This is a genomic window from Enterobacter cloacae complex sp. SHL021 (genome assembly GCF_049237765.1).
Lineage (GTDB): Bacteria > Pseudomonadota > Gammaproteobacteria > Enterobacterales > Enterobacteriaceae > Enterobacter > Enterobacter cloacae.
Map to the genome: position 1 here is coordinate 74,144 of NZ_JBMKJG010000007.1, position 17,940 is coordinate 92,083.

Consider the following 17,940-nt stretch of genomic DNA (forward strand, 5'->3'; position numbering starts at 1 on the left):
CAGAATCGCCCTGCTCAATATCGTCACACAGTTGGTTACGGTTTGAATTATGGCTGAAGTTAGCCCATGAGCCACAAAAATAACAGACCAAACATCAGGACCACCGTCACAATCGTGACAACGGTGCTGTACAGCAGTTTGCCGTTAAGCAGTGAATGCAGGGCGATGCCGACGACAACCGCCACGGGCATCAGCGCCAGGAAGAAGGGCCAGGTGTAGAGAAAGAAGAACAGCGTGTTACCGCCGTAGATGAGAAACGGGATGCCCAGCGCCAGCAACCACGAGACGAAGCCGACGAAGGCCCCGGGAAAGGACCAGGTCGTCTCGTCGTCGGTCGCTATCGGATCCGACCCGGTGGTAATCATGTAGTTTTCACTGTTGCGCATAGCTAATCCTGTGACCGTGACTCATCGTTCGGGAAGACAGCTCCCGAACGATACCGTCTCAGGATCTGATAATATCGTCCCGTCTGAGCAGGTCTAATAATTGGCTTACTAAATTTGTTACCAATTGTTGACCTTCCAGGTGAATCTCAGGGGATTCAGGCGCTTCGTAGACCGAGTCGATGCCGGTGAAGTTTCGCAGCTCACCCGCGCGGGCTTTTTTGTACAGCCCTTTCGGATCGCGCGCTTCGCAGATTTCCAGCGGCGTATCGACAAACACCTCGATAAATCGATCCTGACCGACGCGCTCGCGTACCATCTGCCGCTCGGCGCGGTGAGGCGAGATAAACGCGGTCAGCACCACCAGCCCGGCATCCGCCATCAGGCTGGCCACTTCCCCAACCCGACGGATATTCTCCTTGCGGTCTTCATCGCTAAACCCTAAATCACTGCACAGGCCGTGACGCACGTTGTCACCATCCAGCAGGTAGGTGCTCACCCCCTGCTGATGCAGCGCCTCTTCCAGCGCGCCCGCGACCGTCGATTTACCGGAGCCGGACAGCCCGGTAAACCACAGCACAACCCCACGGTGGCCGTGGAGTTGCTCCCGCTGAGCGACGGTAACCGGATGAGGATGCCAGACGACGTTCTCATCATGGGCGGCCATTACTTGCCTCCCAGCAGATCGCGTGCGCCCCAGTGCGGGAAGTGCTTACGCACCAGCGCATTCAGCTCAAGCTCAAAGGCGCTGAATTCAGACACCGCTGCCGCCTGTTGATTAGGCTCGCGCACCATGCCTGCACCAACGGTAACGTTGGTCAGGCGATCGATAAAGATAAGTCCACCCGTTACCGGATTTTGCTGATATTTATCCAGCACCAGCGGCTCGTCAAAGGTGAGATCCACCAGGCCAATACCGTTCAGCGGCAGTTCGCTCACTTCACGCTGAGTCAGATTGTTGATGTCCACCTGGAACTGGATACCGTCCACGCGGGCGCGGGTTTTCTTACCGGCAATTTTGATGTCGTAGCTTTGGCCTGCGGTCAGCGGCTGTTCAGCCATCCACACCACATCCACGGCAGCACCCTGCACCGCCGCCAGCGTTTCCTGCGCATCCACCAGTAGATCGCCGCGGCTGATATCAATCTCATCTTTCAGCACCAGCGTCACCGCTTCACCGGCACCCGCTTCCTGCAGATCGCCATCAAATGTGACTATACGGGCAATGGACGACTCCACACCCGACGGCAGCACTTTGACGCGCTGCCCCACCGTGACGGTGCCCGAGGCGAGGGTGCCGGAGAAGCCGCGAAAATCGAGGTTCGGGCGGTTCACATACTGCACCGGGAAGCGCATTGGCTGGGTATCCACCACGCGCTGAATTTCAACCGTCTCCAGCACTTCCAGCAACGTCGGGCCGCTGTACCACGGCATGTTGGCGCTCTGGGAGGCAACGTTATCCCCTTCCAGCGCCGAGAGCGGCACAAAGCGAATATCAAGGTTACCCGGCAACTGTTCAGCAAAGGTCAGGTAGCTCTGGCGGATCTCCTCGAAGGTCTCTTCGCTGAAGTTCACCAGATCCATTTTATTCACCGCCACCACCAGGTGTTTGATCCCCAGCAGCGTGGAGATGAAGCTGTGACGACGGGTTTGATCCAGCACGCCTTTACGGGCGTCGATCAGCAGGATCGCCAGCTCACAGGTTGATGCACCGGTGGCCATGTTGCGGGTGTACTGCTCATGCCCCGGCGTGTCGGCAATAATAAATTTGCGTTTTTCGGTGGAGAAATAGCGGTACGCAACATCAATGGTGATGCCCTGCTCGCGCTCCGCCTGCAGGCCGTCCACCAAAAGCGCCAGGTCGAGCTTTTCGCCCTGAGTACCATGACGTTTGCTGTCGTTATGCAGGGAAGAGAGCTGGTCTTCATAGATCTGACGCGTGTCGTGCAGCAGGCGACCAATCAGCGTGCTTTTACCGTCATCAACGCTACCGCAGGTCAGAAAGCGCAGCAGGCTCTTGTGTTGTTGCGCGTGCAGGTATGCTTCTACGCCGCCTTCGTTGGCAATTTGTTGGGCAATCGTGGTGTTCATGGCGGCTCCTTAGAAATAACCCTGACGTTTCTTCAGCTCCATCGAGCCTGCCTGGTCGCGGTCAATGACGCGCCCCTGTCGCTCGCTGGTGGTCGATACCAGCATCTCTTCGATGATCTCTGGCAGCGTTTGCGCGTTGGACTCCACCGCGCCGGTCAGCGGCCAGCAACCAAGAGTACGGAAACGCACCATCTGTTTTTTGATCACTTCGCCCGGCTGTAAATCAATGCGATCGTCGTCGATCATCATCAGCATGCCGTCGCGCTCCAGCACCGGGCGCTCAGCCGCCAGGTAAAGCGGAACGATCTCGATATTTTCCAGATAGATGTACTGCCAGATATCCAGCTCGGTCCAGTTGGAGAGCGGGAAGACGCGAATGCTTTCGCCTTTGTTGATCTGGCCGTTGTAGTTGTGCCACAGCTCAGGACGCTGGTTTTTCGGATCCCAGCGGTGGAAGCGGTCGCGGAAGGAGTAAATACGCTCTTTGGCGCGGGATTTCTCCTCGTCACGGCGCGCACCGCCGAAAGCGGCGTCAAAACCGTACTTGTTCAGCGCCTGCTTCAACCCTTCGGTTTTCATGATGTCGGTGTGTTTGGCGCTGCCGTGAACAAACGGGTTAATGCCCATCGCCACCCCTTCCGGGTTTTTATGCACCAGCAGCTCACAGCCGTAGGCTTTGGCGGTACGGTCGCGGAACTCATACATCTCACGGAATTTCCAGCCGGTATCCACGTGCAGCAGCGGGAACGGCAGCGTACCCGGATAAAACGCTTTACGCGCCAGATGCAGCATCACGCTGGAATCTTTGCCGATGGAGTACATCATCACCGGGTTAGAGAACTCGGCGGCCACTTCGCGGATAATATGGATACTTTCCGCTTCAAGCTGTCGCAGGTGAGTAAGTCGTTTTTGGTCCATAACCGTTCCTTAAGCCAGATTCACCACAGAGGAGCCAAACCCCTCTGAGTCTGTTGTATGTTGAAACCAGGCGAGCGTGCTGTGCAGCTGTACCACTTCGCCCACCACGATAAGCGCGGGCATCGGGGCGTCTTTCGCCAGGACTGCAAGGTCTTGTAGCGTACCGGTCACCACACGCTGATCGACGCGGGTACCGCGAGAAATCACGGCCACCGGAGTTGTCGCCTCGCGACCGTGCTGAATAAGTTGTTCACTGATGTCCGCCGCCTTCATGGTACCCATATAGATGGCCAGCGTCTGTCGGCTCTGGGCGAGATGCGACCAGTCAAACGGCGTGCTGTCGGCCTTATAATGACCAGTCACAAAGGTCACACTCTGGGCGTAATCGCGGTGCGTAAGCGGAATACCTGCGTAGGCCGTTACCGCGGAGGCCGCCGTAATCCCCGGCACCACCTGGAACGGCACGCCCGCTTCGGCTGCCGCCTGCAGTTCTTCGCCACCGCGACCAAAGATGAACGGATCGCCCCCTTTAAGGCGCACCACGGTTTTGCCTGCTTTCGCTGCGGCAACCAGCATCTGATTGGTGTCGTGCTGCGGTACCGAGTGCTCGCCTGCGCGTTTACCCACGCAGATTTGCTCGGCATCGCGACGAATTAGCTCGCGCACACCGTCGGTGACCAGATGGTCATAGAACACCACGTCCGCGTCCTGTAGCACCTGCAGTCCGCGTAAGGTCAGTAACCCGGCATCCCCCGGACCTGCCCCCACCAGAATGATCTCCCCGCCCGTGCTGCCGGGGTTATCCAGCTCGTCTTCGAGGATTTTTTGCGCTGCCGTCTCATTACCGGCGTGCATCAGGCTGGCAAAGCGGCCACGGAATACCCGCTCCCAGAAGCGACGGCGTTCCGTTACGCTGGTCAGGCGGGTTTTCAGATGGTTGCGCCAGTAGCTCGCTTTCTCTGCCATACGTCCGAGACTGGTTGGTAACAGCGCTTCAATCTTTTCCCGCAGCACGCGCGCCAGCACCGGTGCGGTACCGCCGGAGGAGATCGCCACCAGCAGCGGCGAGCGGTCGACAATCGACGGGAAGATAAACGAGCACAAAGGCTGGTCGTCGACCACGTTCACCAGGCGGTAACGCGCCTGAGCGGCCTCGGAGACGCGTCGGTTGAGTTCGCGATCCTCCGTCGCTGCAATCACCAGCACCACGCTGTCGATTTGTGACTCGTCGAACTCCGCTTCTGCGACAACCCGCACCTGCGCGCCCGCGCGCTGCAGAAACGCGATTTTGCGATCGGCAATTTCACCCGTACCCACAACCAGTACCGGTTTTTCTTTAATCGCAGCAAAAAGGGGCAGATAGTCCACAAGCAACAACTCACTAACAACGAGGAATAGAGGGACTATAGGGGGCGGCTTAGACCGAATGAAATTACGAATTGGAATGAGTAGTTACTCAATGGAATAACGCGATGAAAAAGCAAATATCAAAAAGTGCTTAACACGCGAAATTTCGGGCATTTAAGAGCAATTCAAATTGTGTATGGCCGATCACAGTTTCATACTAAGCGGGTTATAATTTTGCTCTGTTTTTAAGGACTCACTATGTTTTCCGCAATGCGCCACCGATACGTTGCCCTGGCGCTCGGCGTTTGCTTTATCCTTCCGGCTCAGGCAAAAAATCAACCGTATGGTGAAATCGCCAATATGCAGGCGCGGCATATTGCCACCGTTTTTCCCGGACGCATGACCGGCTCCCCTGCGGAAATGCTTTCCGCTGACTATCTTCGCCAGCAGTTTGCCGATATGGGCTACCAGAGCGATATCCGCTCGTTTCACAGCCGCTATATCTACACCTCACGAAATAAAACAAAAAACTGGCATAACGTGACCGGCAGTACCGTTATTGCGGCACATGAAGGTAGCGCGGCTGAGCAGATCATTATTATGGCGCACCTGGACACTTACGCGCCCATGAGCGACGCCGATACCGATAACAATCTGGGCGGGCTGACGCTGCAGGGGCTGGACGATAACGCGGCAGGTCTGGGCGTGATGCTTGAACTGGCCGAGCGAATGAAAAACATTCCGACAAAATACGGTATTCGCTTTGTGGCAACCAGCGGTGAAGAGGAAGGCAAACTCGGCGCGGAGAATTTCCTTAAGCGCATGAGCGCTGAGGAGAAGAAAAATACGCTGCTGGTGATTAACCTCGATAATTTAATCGTTGGCGATAAGCTCTATTTTAATAGCGGACAGAGTACGCCGGGTACCGTGCGTAAACTGACCCGTGACCGGGCGCTGGCGATTGCGCGCAGCCATGGCGTGTATGCCACGACCAATCCTGGCGGCAATCCGGCTTATCCGCGCGGAACGGGCTGCTGTAACGATGGTGAAGTGTTCGATAAAGCGGGCATCCCGGTGCTGTACGTCGAAGCCACCAACTGGGCGTTAGGCAAGAAAGATGGCTATCAGCAGCGGGCTAAAACGAAAGCCTTTCCGGACGGGACGAGCTGGCATAACGTGATGCTGGATAATCAGCAGCATATTGATAGCGCACTGCCGCAGCGCATTGAGCACCGCAGCCGCGATGTGGTGAAAGTGATGCTGCCGCTGGTGAAGGAGCTGGCGAAAGCGGGGAAAGCCTGAGGTTTTTGAACGCTGTGCGGCCTGATGCCCTCACCCCAACCCTCTCCCACCGGGAGAGGGAGAAAAGATCATTACCCTTCGTGTAACCCGCACTCGCGCTTCAGCCCAAAGAATCGCGTCTCTTCTTCCGCCATTCCCGGTTCCCATTTGCGCGTGGTGTGGGTATCCCCCACGGACAGGTAGCCCTGATCCCACAGCGGATGGTATTTCAGCCCGTGCTTTTGCAGATACTGGTACACCGTACGGTTATCCCAGTCGATGATCGGCAGCACTTTAAACACGCCGCGCTGCACCGCCAGCACCGGCAGCGTGGCCCGGCTGCCGGACTGCTCGCGGCGAAGACCGGCAAACCAGGTTTGAGCGTTCAGCTCTTTCAGCGCACGGTTCATCGGCTCGACCTTGTTGATCTCATTGTATTTCTCAATGCCCTCAACGCCCTGCTCCCAGAGTTTGCCGTAGCGCGCCTCCTGCCAGGCCGCGCTCTGCTCCGCGCGGTACACTTTCAGGTTCAGCTTAAGCTTGTCCGTCAGCTCATCGATAAACTGGTAGGTTTCCGGGAACAGATAGCCGGTATCGGTGAGGATCACCGGAATATCCGGGCGGATCTGATTCACCAGATGCAAACTGACCGCCGCCTGAATGCCAAAGCTCGACGACAGCACGTAGTCACCCGGCAGGTTTTCCAGCGCCCACGCCACGCGCCCTTCGGCGTCCAGCTTTTCCAGTTGGGCGTTGGTTTCTGCAAGTGCCAGAATGCGTTCGACTTTTGGCAATGCGTTAAGCGCCTTTAGATCGAGTACGGACATAATTACCTCTCGTGGTTACTCCCAGAAATCCCTTGCGGGATCGAGCACCGGGCGAATAATGCCCGCACGCACCGTAAAGTCGCCGAAGCCTTCACCCGCTTCGCGCTCTTTCGCCCAGCGCCCGACAAGCTCGTCGATAGAATCGAGAATTTCTGGCTCAGTGATATTCTCGCGGAACATACGCGGAATACGCGTGCCGATGCGGTTACCGCCCAGGTGCAGGTTATAGCGACCCGGCGCTTTCCCCACCAGCCCAAGCTCGGCCAGCATCGCGCGGCCACAACCGTTCGGACAGCCGGTAACGCGCATAACAATATGCTCGTCCGGAATACCGTGTTTTTCCAGAATCGCTTCCACTTTGTCCGTAAATGACGGCAGGAAACGTTCCGCTTCCGCCATCGCCAGCGGACAGGTCGGGAACGACACGCAGGCCATCGAGTTTTCGCGCTGCGGTTTGACCGCATTCATCAACCCATGGTCACGCGCCAGCGCCTCAATTTTCGCCTTTTCACTTTCCGGCACACCAGCAATAATCAGGTTCTGGTTGGCGGTAATGCGGAACTCACCTTTGTGGATCTTCGCGATTTCCAGCAGGCCGGTTTTCAGCGGACGGCCCGGGTAATCCAGAATACGGCCGTTTTCGATAAACAGCGTCAGGTGCCATTTATTGTCGATGCCTTTTACCCAGCCGATGCGATCGCCGCGACCGGTGAATTCGTAAGGGCGGATCGGCTCAAATTTGATCCCCGCGCGACGCTCCACTTCCTCTTTGAACGTCTCAACGCCCACGCGCTCCAGGGTGTATTTGGTTTTCGCGTTTTTACGGTCGGTACGGTTACCCCAGTCGCGCTGGGTGGTGACCACCGCTTCCGCCACGGCCAGCGTGTGCTCCAGCGGCAGGAAGCCGAACTCGCTCGCGGTGCGGGCATAGGTTTTCTTGTTACCGTGTTCAATGGACAGACCGCCGCCCACCAGCAGGTTAAAGCCCACCAGCTTGCCGTTTTCGGCAATTGCCACAAAGTTCATGTCGTTGGCGTGCAGATCGATGTCGTTCTGCGGCGGGATCACCACCGTGGTTTTGAACTTACGCGGCAGATAGGTCTGACCGAGGATCGGTTCTTCATCGGTGGTCGCGACTTTTTCCTGATCGAGCCAGATCTCCGCATAAGCGCGGGTACGCGGCAGCAGGTGCTCGGAGATCTTCTTCGCCCACTCATAGGCTTCAGCGTGCAGCTCGGACTCATACGGGTTCGAGGTGCAGAGCACGTTACGGTTCATGTCGTTGGCCGTCGCCAGCGCGTCCAGTCCGACGGAGTGCAGCATCTGGTGTACCGGCTTCACGTTCTTCTTCAGAATGCCGTGGAACTGGAAGGTCTGACGGTTGGTCAGACGAATGCTGCCGTAAATGGTGTTTTCACCGGCAAATTTATCTATCGCCTGCCACTGTGTCGTGGTGATTACTCCGCCCGGCAGACGGCAGCGCAACAGCATCGCGTGACGCGGCTCCAGCTTCTGTTCAGCACGCTCGGCGCGAATGTCGCGGTCGTCCTGTTGATACATGCCGTGGAAACGGATCAGCAGGAAGTTGTCGCCTTTGAAACCGCCGGTGAGACCGTCATTCAGATCTTCAGCAATGGTGCCGCGCAGATAGTTGCTTTCCAGCTTCATGCGCTCGGCGTCTGACAGTTTACCTTCGACCACCAGGGGTCCTGGATGTTTTTCGCTCATTAGTAGACATCTCGCTGATAACGGCGCTCAACGCGCAGCTCACTTAAAAATTCATCCGCCGCTTCGGCATCCATACCACCGAATTCGGCAATCACTTCCAGCAGTGCCTGCTCAACGTCTTTCGCCATGCGATTGGCGTCACCGCAGACATAAATGTGGGCACCGTCATTGATCCAGCGCCACAGCTCTGCGCCCTGTTCGCGCAGTTTGTCTTGTACGTATACTTTTTCTTTCTGATCGCGCGACCAGGCCAGATCGATACGGGTCAGCACCCCTTCTTTCACGTAGCGCTGCCACTCAACCTGATAGAGGAAATCTTCGGTAAAGTGCGGGTTGCCGAAGAACAGCCAGTTTTTACCCGGTGCCTCGTCCGCCGCACGCTGCTGCATAAAGGCACGGAACGGCGCAATGCCGGTACCCGGGCCAATCATGATTACCGGCGTTTCCGGGTTCGCCGGCAGACGGAAGTTGTCGTTGTGCTCGATAAAGACGCGCACTTCGCCCTCTTCCTCCACGCGATCGGCCAGGAAGCTGGAGGCACCGCCCGCGCGGGCACGGCCTTCGATGTCGTACCGCACCACGCCCACGGTGATGTGCACTTCGCTCTCGACTTCAGCCTGCGATGAGGCAATGGAGTACAGACGCGGCGTAAGCGGACGCAGCAGGCCGATCAGCGCGTCGGCATCCAGCTGTGCCGGAGAGAAACGCACCATATCGACAATCGGTGTGGTCGCCGCGTAATGCTGCAGCTTCGCCTTATCGCCGACTAACGGCAGCAGCGATTCGCTGCGCGTTAAGGTGGCATAGTTTTCAACGATATTGGCGGTATTTACCGTCAGCTCGAAGTGCCACTGCAGCGCTTCAGAGAGCGGCTGCGTTTTGCCTTCGACGGTGACAGGCTCGTCGCCTTTCAGCCACAGCAGTTCGACCAGTTCCTTGACCAGCGCCGGATCGTTTTGATACCAGACCCCCAGCGCATCGCCAGGCTGATAACGCAGACCCGAGTCGCCCAGATCGATCTCGATATGGCGCACATCTTTTTCAGAGTCGCGGCCGGTAATTTTTTGATTAACCGACAGGCTTGCCGACAGCGGCGCCTCTTTGGTGTACGGGCTGGTGTGAATGTCGTTGACCACGCCGGTCGCGGTGATCGCAGCCTGGGCTGGTGTCTCTTTCGGTACGCGTGCTTTCAGCACGTCAACAATGCGCGCACGCCACTCTGCAGCGGCAGCCTGGTATTCCACATCTGCATCAACGCGGTCCAGCAGGCGCTCTGCGCCCAGCTCCGCCAGCTTGCTGTCAAAATCTTTGCCGGACTGGCAGAAGAATTCATAAGAGGTATCGCCCAGGCCGAACACGGCAAACGCAGTGCCATCAAGTCTGGGCGCTTTTTTCGAGAACAGGAATTTATGCAGCGCGACCGCCTCTTCAGCGGGTTCACCCTCGCCCTGCGTTGAGGCCACAACCACCAGCAGTTTTTCTGACGCGATCTGTTTGAATTTATAATCCCCGGCGTTCACCAGGTTCACGTTCAGTTTGGCGGCCAGCAGGTCGTCACGCAGCGCTTCTGCCACGCGGCGGGCATTGCCCGTCTGCGAAGCGGAGATAAGCGTAATGGCAGGAATTTCTACCGCCGTTGCCGGAGCCGCAGCCACAGCGCCAGGCTGCTGGTTGAGCATTCCCCAGAAATAGCCAGAGACCCAGGCAAGCTGGGTGGGAGAAAAATCAGAGGTGGCAGCCTGAAGGCGCGCCAGTTGCTCCGGGTTCAGGGGAAGCAAATTTGAAGGTGGGGCCTGTGTTGTCATGCGTCGTTATGTTCCAGTAGCCAAGCGGACTTTAAGCGAATAAATCCAAACTGAAGATAAGGTTAACGGCGAGGATAATAACAATTAAAGAAGGGATGGAAATAATAAATAACCAAATGGACTAACCTGTTTTAGTTATCGTTCTTAACGGTAAAAGCGATAAACTAACCGACTGTAAAATAAGGATATAAATCACAAAGCGACGGCTTTTTTGCTGTAATGAAGGTAAAGGCCGTTTTAGTTAATGCTAAAAATTGTGCTTTCCGGTACTATGCGGCGGTTTTTTCCGCATTACTGAGAGCGATCATGTCCACCACACTGTTTAAAGATTTCACCTTCGAAGCCGCCCACCACCTTCCGCATGTTCCTGAAGGACATAAATGCGGCCGTCTGCACGGGCATTCGTTTATGGTGCGTCTTGAGATCACCGGTGAAGTTGATCCGCATACCGGTTGGATCATGGACTTTGCTGAGCTGAAGGCGGCATTTAAGCCGACTTACGATCGTCTGGATCACTATTACCTGAACGATATCCCGGGCCTTGAAAACCCGACCAGCGAAGTGCTGGCAAAATGGATTTGGGATCAGATGAAACCGCTGGTACCGCTGCTGAGCGCAGTGATGATCAAAGAGACCTGTACGGCAGGCTGCGTGTATCGCGGCGAGTGATGCTTGCCGGGGGTCGGCTTCGCCTTACCCGGCCAACAAAAGCCTGGAACCGTAGGCCCGGTAAGCGCTAGCGCCACCGGGCTTTTTTTTAGGCAATATTCAGGTATTTGTGCGTCTGCATCGACAGGCGCCAGTTACGCGCGATACAGGTTTCAATGCACAGGCGCGTGGCGTCTTCTTTCTGACTGATAGGCTGCAGCGCAATCACACGCTGTTTTTCATCCGTCAGCGTCGCCAGCAGTTCATCCAGCGCTTCGATATCACGTACTCGCCCTACCGGGTGTTTAATCTCATCAGCACGTTCCAGCGCCTGAGACAGTACGTCGTAGCCGCCGCGCATGTTTACTTTAGGCGATACCGTTACCCAGGTGGTGTGGGAGCAGCGCACTTCATGCGTGCCGCTGGTTTCAATCTGGCAACTGTAACCGTTCTTTTCGAGCAGTTCGGTCAGCGGCGTCAGATCGTGAATGCAGGGTTCGCCCCCGGTAATGACCACATGGCGCGCCGTCCAGCCCTGGCGGCCTATAATGGCCAGCAGATCTTCTGCGCTGCCAGCACCCCACTTATCGCTCTCTTTGGTTTTCGCCAGAACGCTAAACAGCGACACTTCCCGATCTGCGAGTTTATCCCACGTATGTTTGGTATCACACCAGGCACAGCCAACCGGGCATCCCTGTAAACGAATAAAAATTGCGGGAACGCCGGTAAAGTAACCCTCGCCTTGCAGGGTCTGGAACATCTCGTTAATCGGGTACTGCATAGTCATCTCAGTTAAGGGGATAAACGATAAGTATCGCAGATCCCCGTGAGATGGTCATGCTCGATCGGTGCTTTGCGCGTCAATTGCCGCCATAAAGCGTTCCGTAATCTGCTGCGGGCGGGTGATTGCCCCGCCCACCACCACCATATGCGCCCCCAGCGCAAGACATCTGGCGGCGCGTTCCGGGGTGTCCACGTTACCTTCGGCCACCACCGGTACCGTGACGGCTGCCAGTACCGCTTTCAGAAACTGACAGTCATCATCGGGTAAGGCGTGTCCGGCGGTCTGCGCGGTGTAGCCGTAAAGCGTGGTCCCGACACAATCAAACCCCAGCGCCTGCGCCGTGACGGCCTCATCAACAGTGGCTATATCAGCCATAAGCAGCACCGAGGGGTAACGGGTACGAATGCGCGTAACCAGCGTTGCCAGAGATTCCCCGCCAGGCCGCGCCCTGTCGGTCGCATCAAGCGCAATGATCGCCGGGGAGACGGTCATCAGTTCATCCACCTCTTTCATCGTCGCGGTGATAAACACCTCGCTGTCGGGGTACTCCCGCTTGATGATACCAATAACCGGCAGCGTAACCTGCTCTTTAATCGCCTCAATATCCGCCACGCTGTTGGCACGGATGGCCGCAGCCCCTCCCTGACGCGCCGCCAGCGCCATTCGCGACATAATAAACGGGCTATGCAACGGTTCGTTCTCAAGCGCCTGACAGGAGACGACCAGTTTTCCCTTCAGGGTATCCAGTACTGTTTTCATTACGATAAGATCTCTTCCACTTCGTTTTTGATAATCGTGACATGCGGACCATAAATGACCTGAACGCCATTCCCGCGCACAATCACGCCGCGCGCACCGGTGGCTTTCAGCGCCGCGTCATTCACTTTGCTGCCGTCTTTAACCGTGACGCGAAGACGCGTGGCGCAGCAGTCCACCTCTTCCAGATTGTCTTTTCCGCCCAGTCCGGCGATCACCGCACTTGCGCGTTCGCTCTGGACTAAAGTCACGTCATTGGCCACCGCCTCCTTTTCCCGACCCGGCGTGGCAAAATCAAAGCGATTAATCAGATAGCGGAACGTGAAGTAATAGAGGAAGAACCACGGTACGCCCACCAGCGGCACTAACATCCAGTGGGTTTTGGCCTCCCCCTGCAAAATGCCGAACAGCACAAAGTCGATAAAACCGCCGGAGAAGGTCTGCCCAATGGTGATATGTAAAATATGCGCGAGCATAAACGCCAGCCCGTCAAAAAATGCGTGAATGACGTACAGCACCGGCGCGATAAACAGGAAGGAGAACTCGATGGGCTCGGTGATCCCCGTCAGGAAGGAGGTTAATGCCGCTGAAAGCAACAACCCCGCGACGCGTTTTTTGTTCTCCGGTTTAGCCGTGTGGTACATCGCAAGGCAGGCCCCGAGCAAACCAAACATCATCGTGATAAAGCGCCCGGACATGAAGCGCGACGTTCCTTCATAAAACTGGCGCGTCGTGGGATCGGCCAGCTGAGCGAAGAAGATCCGCTGCGTACCTTCAACCAGTTGTCCGTTGACAATCTCGCTGCCGCCAAGCGCGGTGGTCCAGAACGGAAGGTAGAAGATGTGGTGTAAACCGAACGGGCCCAGCATGCGCAAAATGAAGCCGTACAGCAGTGTTCCCAGATAACCGGTCGCATCCACCAGCCCGCCCAGACCAAAGATCAGCTTCTGGAAATGTGGCCAGATTACGGTCATTAAGGCTCCGACCAGGATCGCAGCCAGTGAGCTGATAATCGGCACAAAGCGTGACCCGCCAAAGAATCCCAGAAATTGTGGCAGCGCGATCTTATTAAACCGATGATGCAGCGCGCAGGTCACAAGACCAATGACCACCCCACCAAATACGCCGGTCTCCAGCGTCTGGATCCCCAGCGTCATGCCTTGCCCGACCGCCCCGGGATTCTCGTGCGCCAGTTTTCCGGTGAGGATCAGCAGTGCGTTAATGGTGGCATTCATGACCAGAAACGCGAGTAACGCCGCCAGCCCTGCCGTACCTTTATCATTTTTTGCCAGCCCGACGGCAACCCCAACGGCAAACAGCACCGACAGATTCGCGAACACAATCGAACCGGCGCTGCTCATGATGGTGAAAATAGCCTGTAACCAGTCCACATCTAAAAACGGATATGCCGTAAGCGTATTGGGATTCGATAACGCGCCGCCTATCCCCAGCAGCAGACCCGCCGCAGGCAGTACGGCAATGGGCAACATAAAGGATTTGCCAAAGCGCTGCGCTTTTTCAAACCATCCGCCGGACGAAGCACCACTGAACATTTGCATCATTTTTTCATCCCCTTAGTTAACGATGAAAATTTTTACCACAATTATATTTAATAGTGAAAATTACCATCAAAAACCAGGAGGACGATCATACTTTTTCGAAATGACTGGCATCCCTGCCCCGCTTTCCGCCACACTAGGACGCAGAGAAACGCATTAAGGATCTAGCATGTCAGACCATGAAAACCTGCTGCTGAAGCTGCGCCAGGAGGCTTCCGGGTACAGCCCCACGCAAAAAAAACTGGGAGAGTTTGTTCTCAACGATCCGGCCCGGGTGCTCTACCTGACGATCACCGAACTGGCACGGGAGAGCCACACCAGTGAAGCCAGCGTGACGCGTCTTTGCCGGACGCTCGGCTGCAAAGGCTATAACGAATTCAAGATGGCACTGGCGCTGGATATTCAGCAGGGTCAGCCCGCACGCGTGGCCGGGGACGAAATTGATAACGTCGTCGATGAGTCTGTTCAGGCGCTGCAGGATACCGCCAGACTGCTCGACAGAGCACTGCTGGAAAAGGCCGCTCAGGCGCTGCATCAGGCGCAAGCCGTACAAATATATGGGGTGGCCGCCAGCGCGATCCTCGGTGAGTATTTACATTACAAACTGTTGCGACTCGGCAAACCTGCACAGCTTTTTAGCGATATGCATCGTGCGGCCATGAATGCAGCAACGCTTTCAGAAGGGACGCTGGTGGTGGCCATTTCCAGTTCCGGTTCAACGCGGGATTTGCTCCACGTCGTAAAACTTGCACGCAAACGCGGCGTTAAGGTGTTATCCCTTAGCAATACGCCCCGCAGCCCGCTGGCTTCGCTTAGCGATATGCAGCTGGTCGCCGCAAAACCGGAAGGACCACTCAGCGCAGGCGCGCTCAATGCTAAAGTGGGCGTAATGTTACTGGTTGAGTTACTTACAACTTCCCTGATTGCGATTGATGGCCATTACGGTGAGGTTAGCCAGCAAACCGCGAGTGCAACGCTGCCTTTATTACTCTAAAACCCTTTGCAGGCTAAATAAAATAGCCTGCATGGCGTGATGTCGATTCCATTTAAGTGCTGATACGGTTATTTCGTGCGCGGCATAATGGTGTAACAAATTATTTTATTTATTACATATTCAATGAGTGTTAAAAGCAATAAAACCGCACAGATAACAGAACAAAATCAGCAAGTTAAAATTATTTAATTTATAAATTGAATTTTTCTCACTCCGCTAGTGTCCAATATTTCCACCTGAATTCCTTACCTTAAAATAAGCTTAAGACGCCGTCAGCTTTGCCATTTTTCTATTTAAATGCCGTTTACTTTTCCCTGCCTACAATCCGCCTCATCAATCATTATGAGACGGTATAGATTAATATGTTATTTATTACAGGCGTGACTGGTTTTCTGGGCGGTGCAGTACTTGAAAAAATACTGACCAGCAATAGTTCAGTAAAATTACTGCTGCTTGCGCGCGCCAGTGACCCGCGACAGGGGCTGGAACGCGTGCGGGACAACATGCGTAAATTCAAGGTTTCAGAGGAGACGCTGGCCGCGTTGAGCGAGGAGAATATCCTTATCGGCGATCTCAGCCAGCCGGAGGAATTCCTGAACGACCCGCGTCTGGAACAGGTGACGCATGTTCTTAACTGCGCGGCCGTCGCGTCATTTGGTAACAATCCGCTGATCTGGAAAGTGAATGTGGAGGGGACGCTGGCGCTCGCCAGACGCATGAACCAGGTTGCCGGTTTACAGCGCTTTCTGCATGTGGGAACAGCCATGTCATGCACGCCAGAGCAGGATTCGCTGGTCGCCGAAAGCGCGGAGTTCAGAGAGAACGCCGAGCATCTGGTGGAATACACATATTCGAAATCCACCATTGAACAACTGATGCGCCAGCACTGTCCCAACCTGCCGCTGCTCATCGCCCGTCCGTCCATCGTGGTCGGCCATACCCGTCATGGCTGTACGCCGTCGAGCAGTATTTTCTGGGTCTTCAGCATGGGGCTAATGCTGCAAAAATTCATGTGCTCAATGGAAGACAAAATAGATGTCGTCCCGGTGGATTACTGCGCCGATGCGCTGCTGATGCTGCTTAACAGCACTGCGCAGCCGGGAGAAGTGGTACATATTTCTGCCGGAGAAGAGAACAGCGTGCGCTTTGCGGATATTGATAATGCGATGGCACAGGCGCTGGAGAAAGCCCCGGTCGGTGATAAGTATGCCCAGGTAAGTTACGAAACGCTGGTCAGAATGCGCCGTGAGCTGAAGGATATTTTTGGCCCCTGCAACGAACGGCTGATGCTGAGAGCAATGCGCTTATACGGGGCCTTTGCCACGCTGAACGTACGTTTTAGCAACGACAAGCTGCTCAGTATGGGCATGCCTAAACCGCCGCGTTTTACGGACTATATTGCCCGCTGCGTACAAACTACCCGGGGGTTGAGCATCCCGGAGCAAATGGCGGTTGATTTCAAATAACCAAAAAAAATGCCAGTCTTTCGACTGGCATTTTCATTTTAAGGCTTAAGCAATTATGCCTGGCCTTTGATCTCTTTACGACCGTTGTATGGTGCTTTTTCGCCCAGAGCTTCTTCGATACGAATCAGCTGGTTGTATTTAGCAACACGGTCAGAACGGCTCATAGAACCGGTTTTGATCTGGCCTGCAGCGGTACCAACAGCCAGGTCAGCGATGGTAGCGTCTTCAGTTTCGCCAGAACGGTGAGAGATAACAGCGGTGTAGCCAGCGTCTTTCGCCATTTTGATCGCTGCCAGAGTTTCGGTCAGAGAACCGATCTGGTTGAATTTGATCAGGATGGAGTTAACGATGCCTTTCTCGATGCCTTCTTTCAGGATCTTGGTGTTGGTTACGAACAGATCGTCACCAACCAGCTGGATTTTGTCGCCCAGTACTTTAGTCTGGTATGCGAAACCATCCCAGTCAGACTCGTCCAGACCGTCTTCGATAGAAACGATTGGGTACTGTTTGGTCAGGTCTTCCAGGAAGTGAGTGAACTCTTCAGAGGTGAACGCTTTGTTGCCTTCGCCAGCCAGAACGTATTTACCGTCTTTGTAGAATTCAGATGCTGCGCAGTCCATCGCCAGAGTAATGTCTTTGCCCAGCTCATAGCCAGCGGCTTTTACTGCTTCAGCGATAACAGCCAGTGCTTCTGCGTTAGAACCCAGGTTTGGCGCGTAGCCACCTTCGTCACCCACAGCCGTGTTCATACCTTTTGCTTTCAGAACTTTAGCCAGGTTGTGGAACACTTCAGAACCCATACGTACTGCTTCTTTCAGGGTTTTCGCGCCAACTGGCTGAATCATGAATTCCTGAATATCAACGTTGTTGTCTGCGTGCTCACCACCGTTGATGATGTTCATCATTGGTACAGGCATGGAGTATTTGCCTGGGGTGCCGTTCAGTTCAGCGATGTGCTCGAACAGTGGCATACCTTTCGCTGCCGCAGCGGCTTTGGCGTTCGCCAGGGAAACCGCCAGGATTGCATTCGCACCGAAGTTAGATTTGTTTTCAGTACCGTCCAGATCGATCATGATCTTGTCGATGCCAGCCTGGTCTTTAGCGTCTTTGCCAATGATTGCCTGAGCAATAGGACCGTTTACAGCGCCAACAGCTTTCAGTACGCCTTTGCCCATGAAACGGGATTTGTCGCCATCGCGCAGTTCCAGCGCTTCGCGGGAACCAGTAGAAGCACCTGATGGAGCAGCTGCCATACCGACGAAACCACCTTCCAGATGAACTTCGGCTTCAACGGTCGGGTTACCACGGGAGTCGATGATTTCACGACCGATGACTTTAACGATTTTGGACATT

Annotated in this window: 16 protein-coding genes; 4 read left to right on the top strand and 12 right to left on the bottom strand. The window is 55.3% G+C overall.

Translation table 11 applies throughout. The features are described from left to right. Positions 1 to 59 precede the first annotated feature (59 nt). Genes ACOTZF_RS08905 through cysG form a run of 5 tightly spaced genes read right to left on the bottom strand, consistent with a single transcriptional unit; the run spans position 60 to position 4,751 of the window. Positions 60 to 386, bottom strand: coding sequence for a DUF3561 family protein (locus ACOTZF_RS08905; protein ID WP_013098502.1), 327 nt, complete (start codon positions 384 to 386; stop codon positions 60 to 62). 58 nt (positions 387 to 444) lie between these two features. Beyond that, on the bottom strand, positions 445 to 1,050 hold the full coding sequence (cysC, locus tag ACOTZF_RS08910) for an adenylyl-sulfate kinase (RefSeq protein ID WP_013098503.1): 606 nt from the start codon (positions 1,048 to 1,050) through the stop codon (positions 445 to 447). Further along, positions 1,050 to 2,474 carry a sulfate adenylyltransferase subunit CysN gene (gene cysN, locus ACOTZF_RS08915; protein WP_020689300.1) on the bottom strand — a complete coding sequence of 475 codons (1,425 nt, stop codon included), beginning with the start codon at positions 2,472 to 2,474 and terminating at the stop codon, positions 1,050 to 1,052. The genes cysC and cysN overlap by 1 nt, the downstream gene beginning before the upstream one ends. 9 nt (positions 2,475 to 2,483) lie before the next feature. Next, entirely contained in the window at positions 2,484 to 3,392 is a 909-nt protein-coding gene (gene cysD / locus ACOTZF_RS08920) for a sulfate adenylyltransferase subunit CysD (RefSeq protein ID WP_008499613.1), read from the bottom strand. Between the two features lie 9 nt (positions 3,393 to 3,401). Then, positions 3,402 to 4,751: a siroheme synthase CysG gene (cysG, locus tag ACOTZF_RS08925; RefSeq protein WP_161496891.1), complete on the bottom strand. Its 1,350-nt coding sequence runs from the start codon at positions 4,749 to 4,751 to the stop codon at positions 3,402 to 3,404. 246 nt (positions 4,752 to 4,997) lie between these two features. Here cysG and ACOTZF_RS08930 point away from each other — a divergent pair, with 246 nt between their 5' ends. Further along, the gene (locus tag ACOTZF_RS08930) at positions 4,998 to 6,041 is read left to right on the top strand and encodes an aminopeptidase (RefSeq protein ID WP_013098506.1); all 1,044 of its coding nucleotides are present in this window, start codon (positions 4,998 to 5,000) and stop codon (positions 6,039 to 6,041) included. Positions 6,042 to 6,112: 71 nt separating this feature from the next. On the opposite strand, the gene cysH is transcribed toward ACOTZF_RS08930, so the two are convergent. Genes cysH through cysJ form a run of 3 tightly spaced genes read right to left on the bottom strand, consistent with a single transcriptional unit; the run spans position 6,113 to position 10,380 of the window. Continuing rightward, the gene (gene cysH, locus ACOTZF_RS08935; RefSeq protein ID WP_048971744.1) at positions 6,113 to 6,847 is read right to left on the bottom strand and encodes a phosphoadenosine phosphosulfate reductase; all 735 of its coding nucleotides are present in this window, start codon (positions 6,845 to 6,847) and stop codon (positions 6,113 to 6,115) included. Positions 6,848 to 6,862: 15 nt separating this feature from the next. Continuing rightward, a complete protein-coding gene (cysI, locus tag ACOTZF_RS08940; protein ID WP_020689304.1) occupies positions 6,863 to 8,575 on the bottom strand; it encodes an assimilatory sulfite reductase (NADPH) hemoprotein subunit in 1,713 nt (570 codons plus the stop codon). Continuing rightward, complete coding sequence (gene cysJ / locus ACOTZF_RS08945) at positions 8,575 to 10,380, bottom strand: NADPH-dependent assimilatory sulfite reductase flavoprotein subunit (RefSeq protein WP_013098509.1); 1,806 nt, start codon at positions 10,378 to 10,380, stop codon at positions 8,575 to 8,577. Before cysJ ends, cysI begins: the two co-directional genes overlap by 1 nt. Positions 10,381 to 10,686: 306 nt before the next feature. Between cysJ and queD the strand changes: the two genes are divergently transcribed. Beyond that, complete coding sequence (gene queD, locus ACOTZF_RS08950; protein ID WP_010434567.1) at positions 10,687 to 11,049, top strand: 6-carboxytetrahydropterin synthase QueD; 363 nt, start codon at positions 10,687 to 10,689, stop codon at positions 11,047 to 11,049. Between the two features lie 88 nt (positions 11,050 to 11,137). Here queD and queE read toward each other — a convergent pair whose 3' ends face one another. Genes queE through ACOTZF_RS08965 form a run of 3 tightly spaced genes read right to left on the bottom strand, consistent with a single transcriptional unit; the run spans position 11,138 to position 14,130 of the window. Continuing rightward, positions 11,138 to 11,809, bottom strand: coding sequence for a 7-carboxy-7-deazaguanine synthase QueE (gene queE / locus ACOTZF_RS08955; protein WP_013098510.1), 672 nt, complete (start codon positions 11,807 to 11,809; stop codon positions 11,138 to 11,140). A gap of 54 nt (positions 11,810 to 11,863) precedes the next feature. Next, positions 11,864 to 12,571: an N-acetylmannosamine-6-phosphate 2-epimerase gene (locus ACOTZF_RS08960; protein ID WP_047351678.1), complete on the bottom strand. Its 708-nt coding sequence runs from the start codon at positions 12,569 to 12,571 to the stop codon at positions 11,864 to 11,866. Further along, complete coding sequence (locus ACOTZF_RS08965; protein WP_114519368.1) at positions 12,571 to 14,130, bottom strand: maltose/glucose-specific PTS transporter subunit IIC; 1,560 nt, start codon at positions 14,128 to 14,130, stop codon at positions 12,571 to 12,573. Before ACOTZF_RS08965 ends, ACOTZF_RS08960 begins: the two co-directional genes overlap by 1 nt. Positions 14,131 to 14,296: 166 nt before the next feature. On the opposite strand from ACOTZF_RS08965, the gene ACOTZF_RS08970 reads away from it, so the two are divergent. Next, positions 14,297 to 15,121, top strand: a complete 825-nt coding sequence (locus ACOTZF_RS08970) for a MurR/RpiR family transcriptional regulator (protein ID WP_029883910.1) — start codon at positions 14,297 to 14,299, stop codon at positions 15,119 to 15,121. A 356-nt stretch (positions 15,122 to 15,477) separates the two neighbouring features. Continuing rightward, positions 15,478 to 16,587 (top strand): SDR family oxidoreductase, encoded by a 1,110-nt coding sequence (locus tag ACOTZF_RS08975; protein WP_129253307.1) that lies wholly within the window; start codon positions 15,478 to 15,480, stop codon positions 16,585 to 16,587. 53 nt (positions 16,588 to 16,640) lie between these two features. Here ACOTZF_RS08975 and eno read toward each other — a convergent pair whose 3' ends face one another. Next, positions 16,641 to 17,939, bottom strand: a complete 1,299-nt coding sequence (eno, locus tag ACOTZF_RS08980) for a phosphopyruvate hydratase (RefSeq protein WP_013098515.1) — start codon at positions 17,937 to 17,939, stop codon at positions 16,641 to 16,643. Position 17,940: the final 1 nt, after the last annotated feature.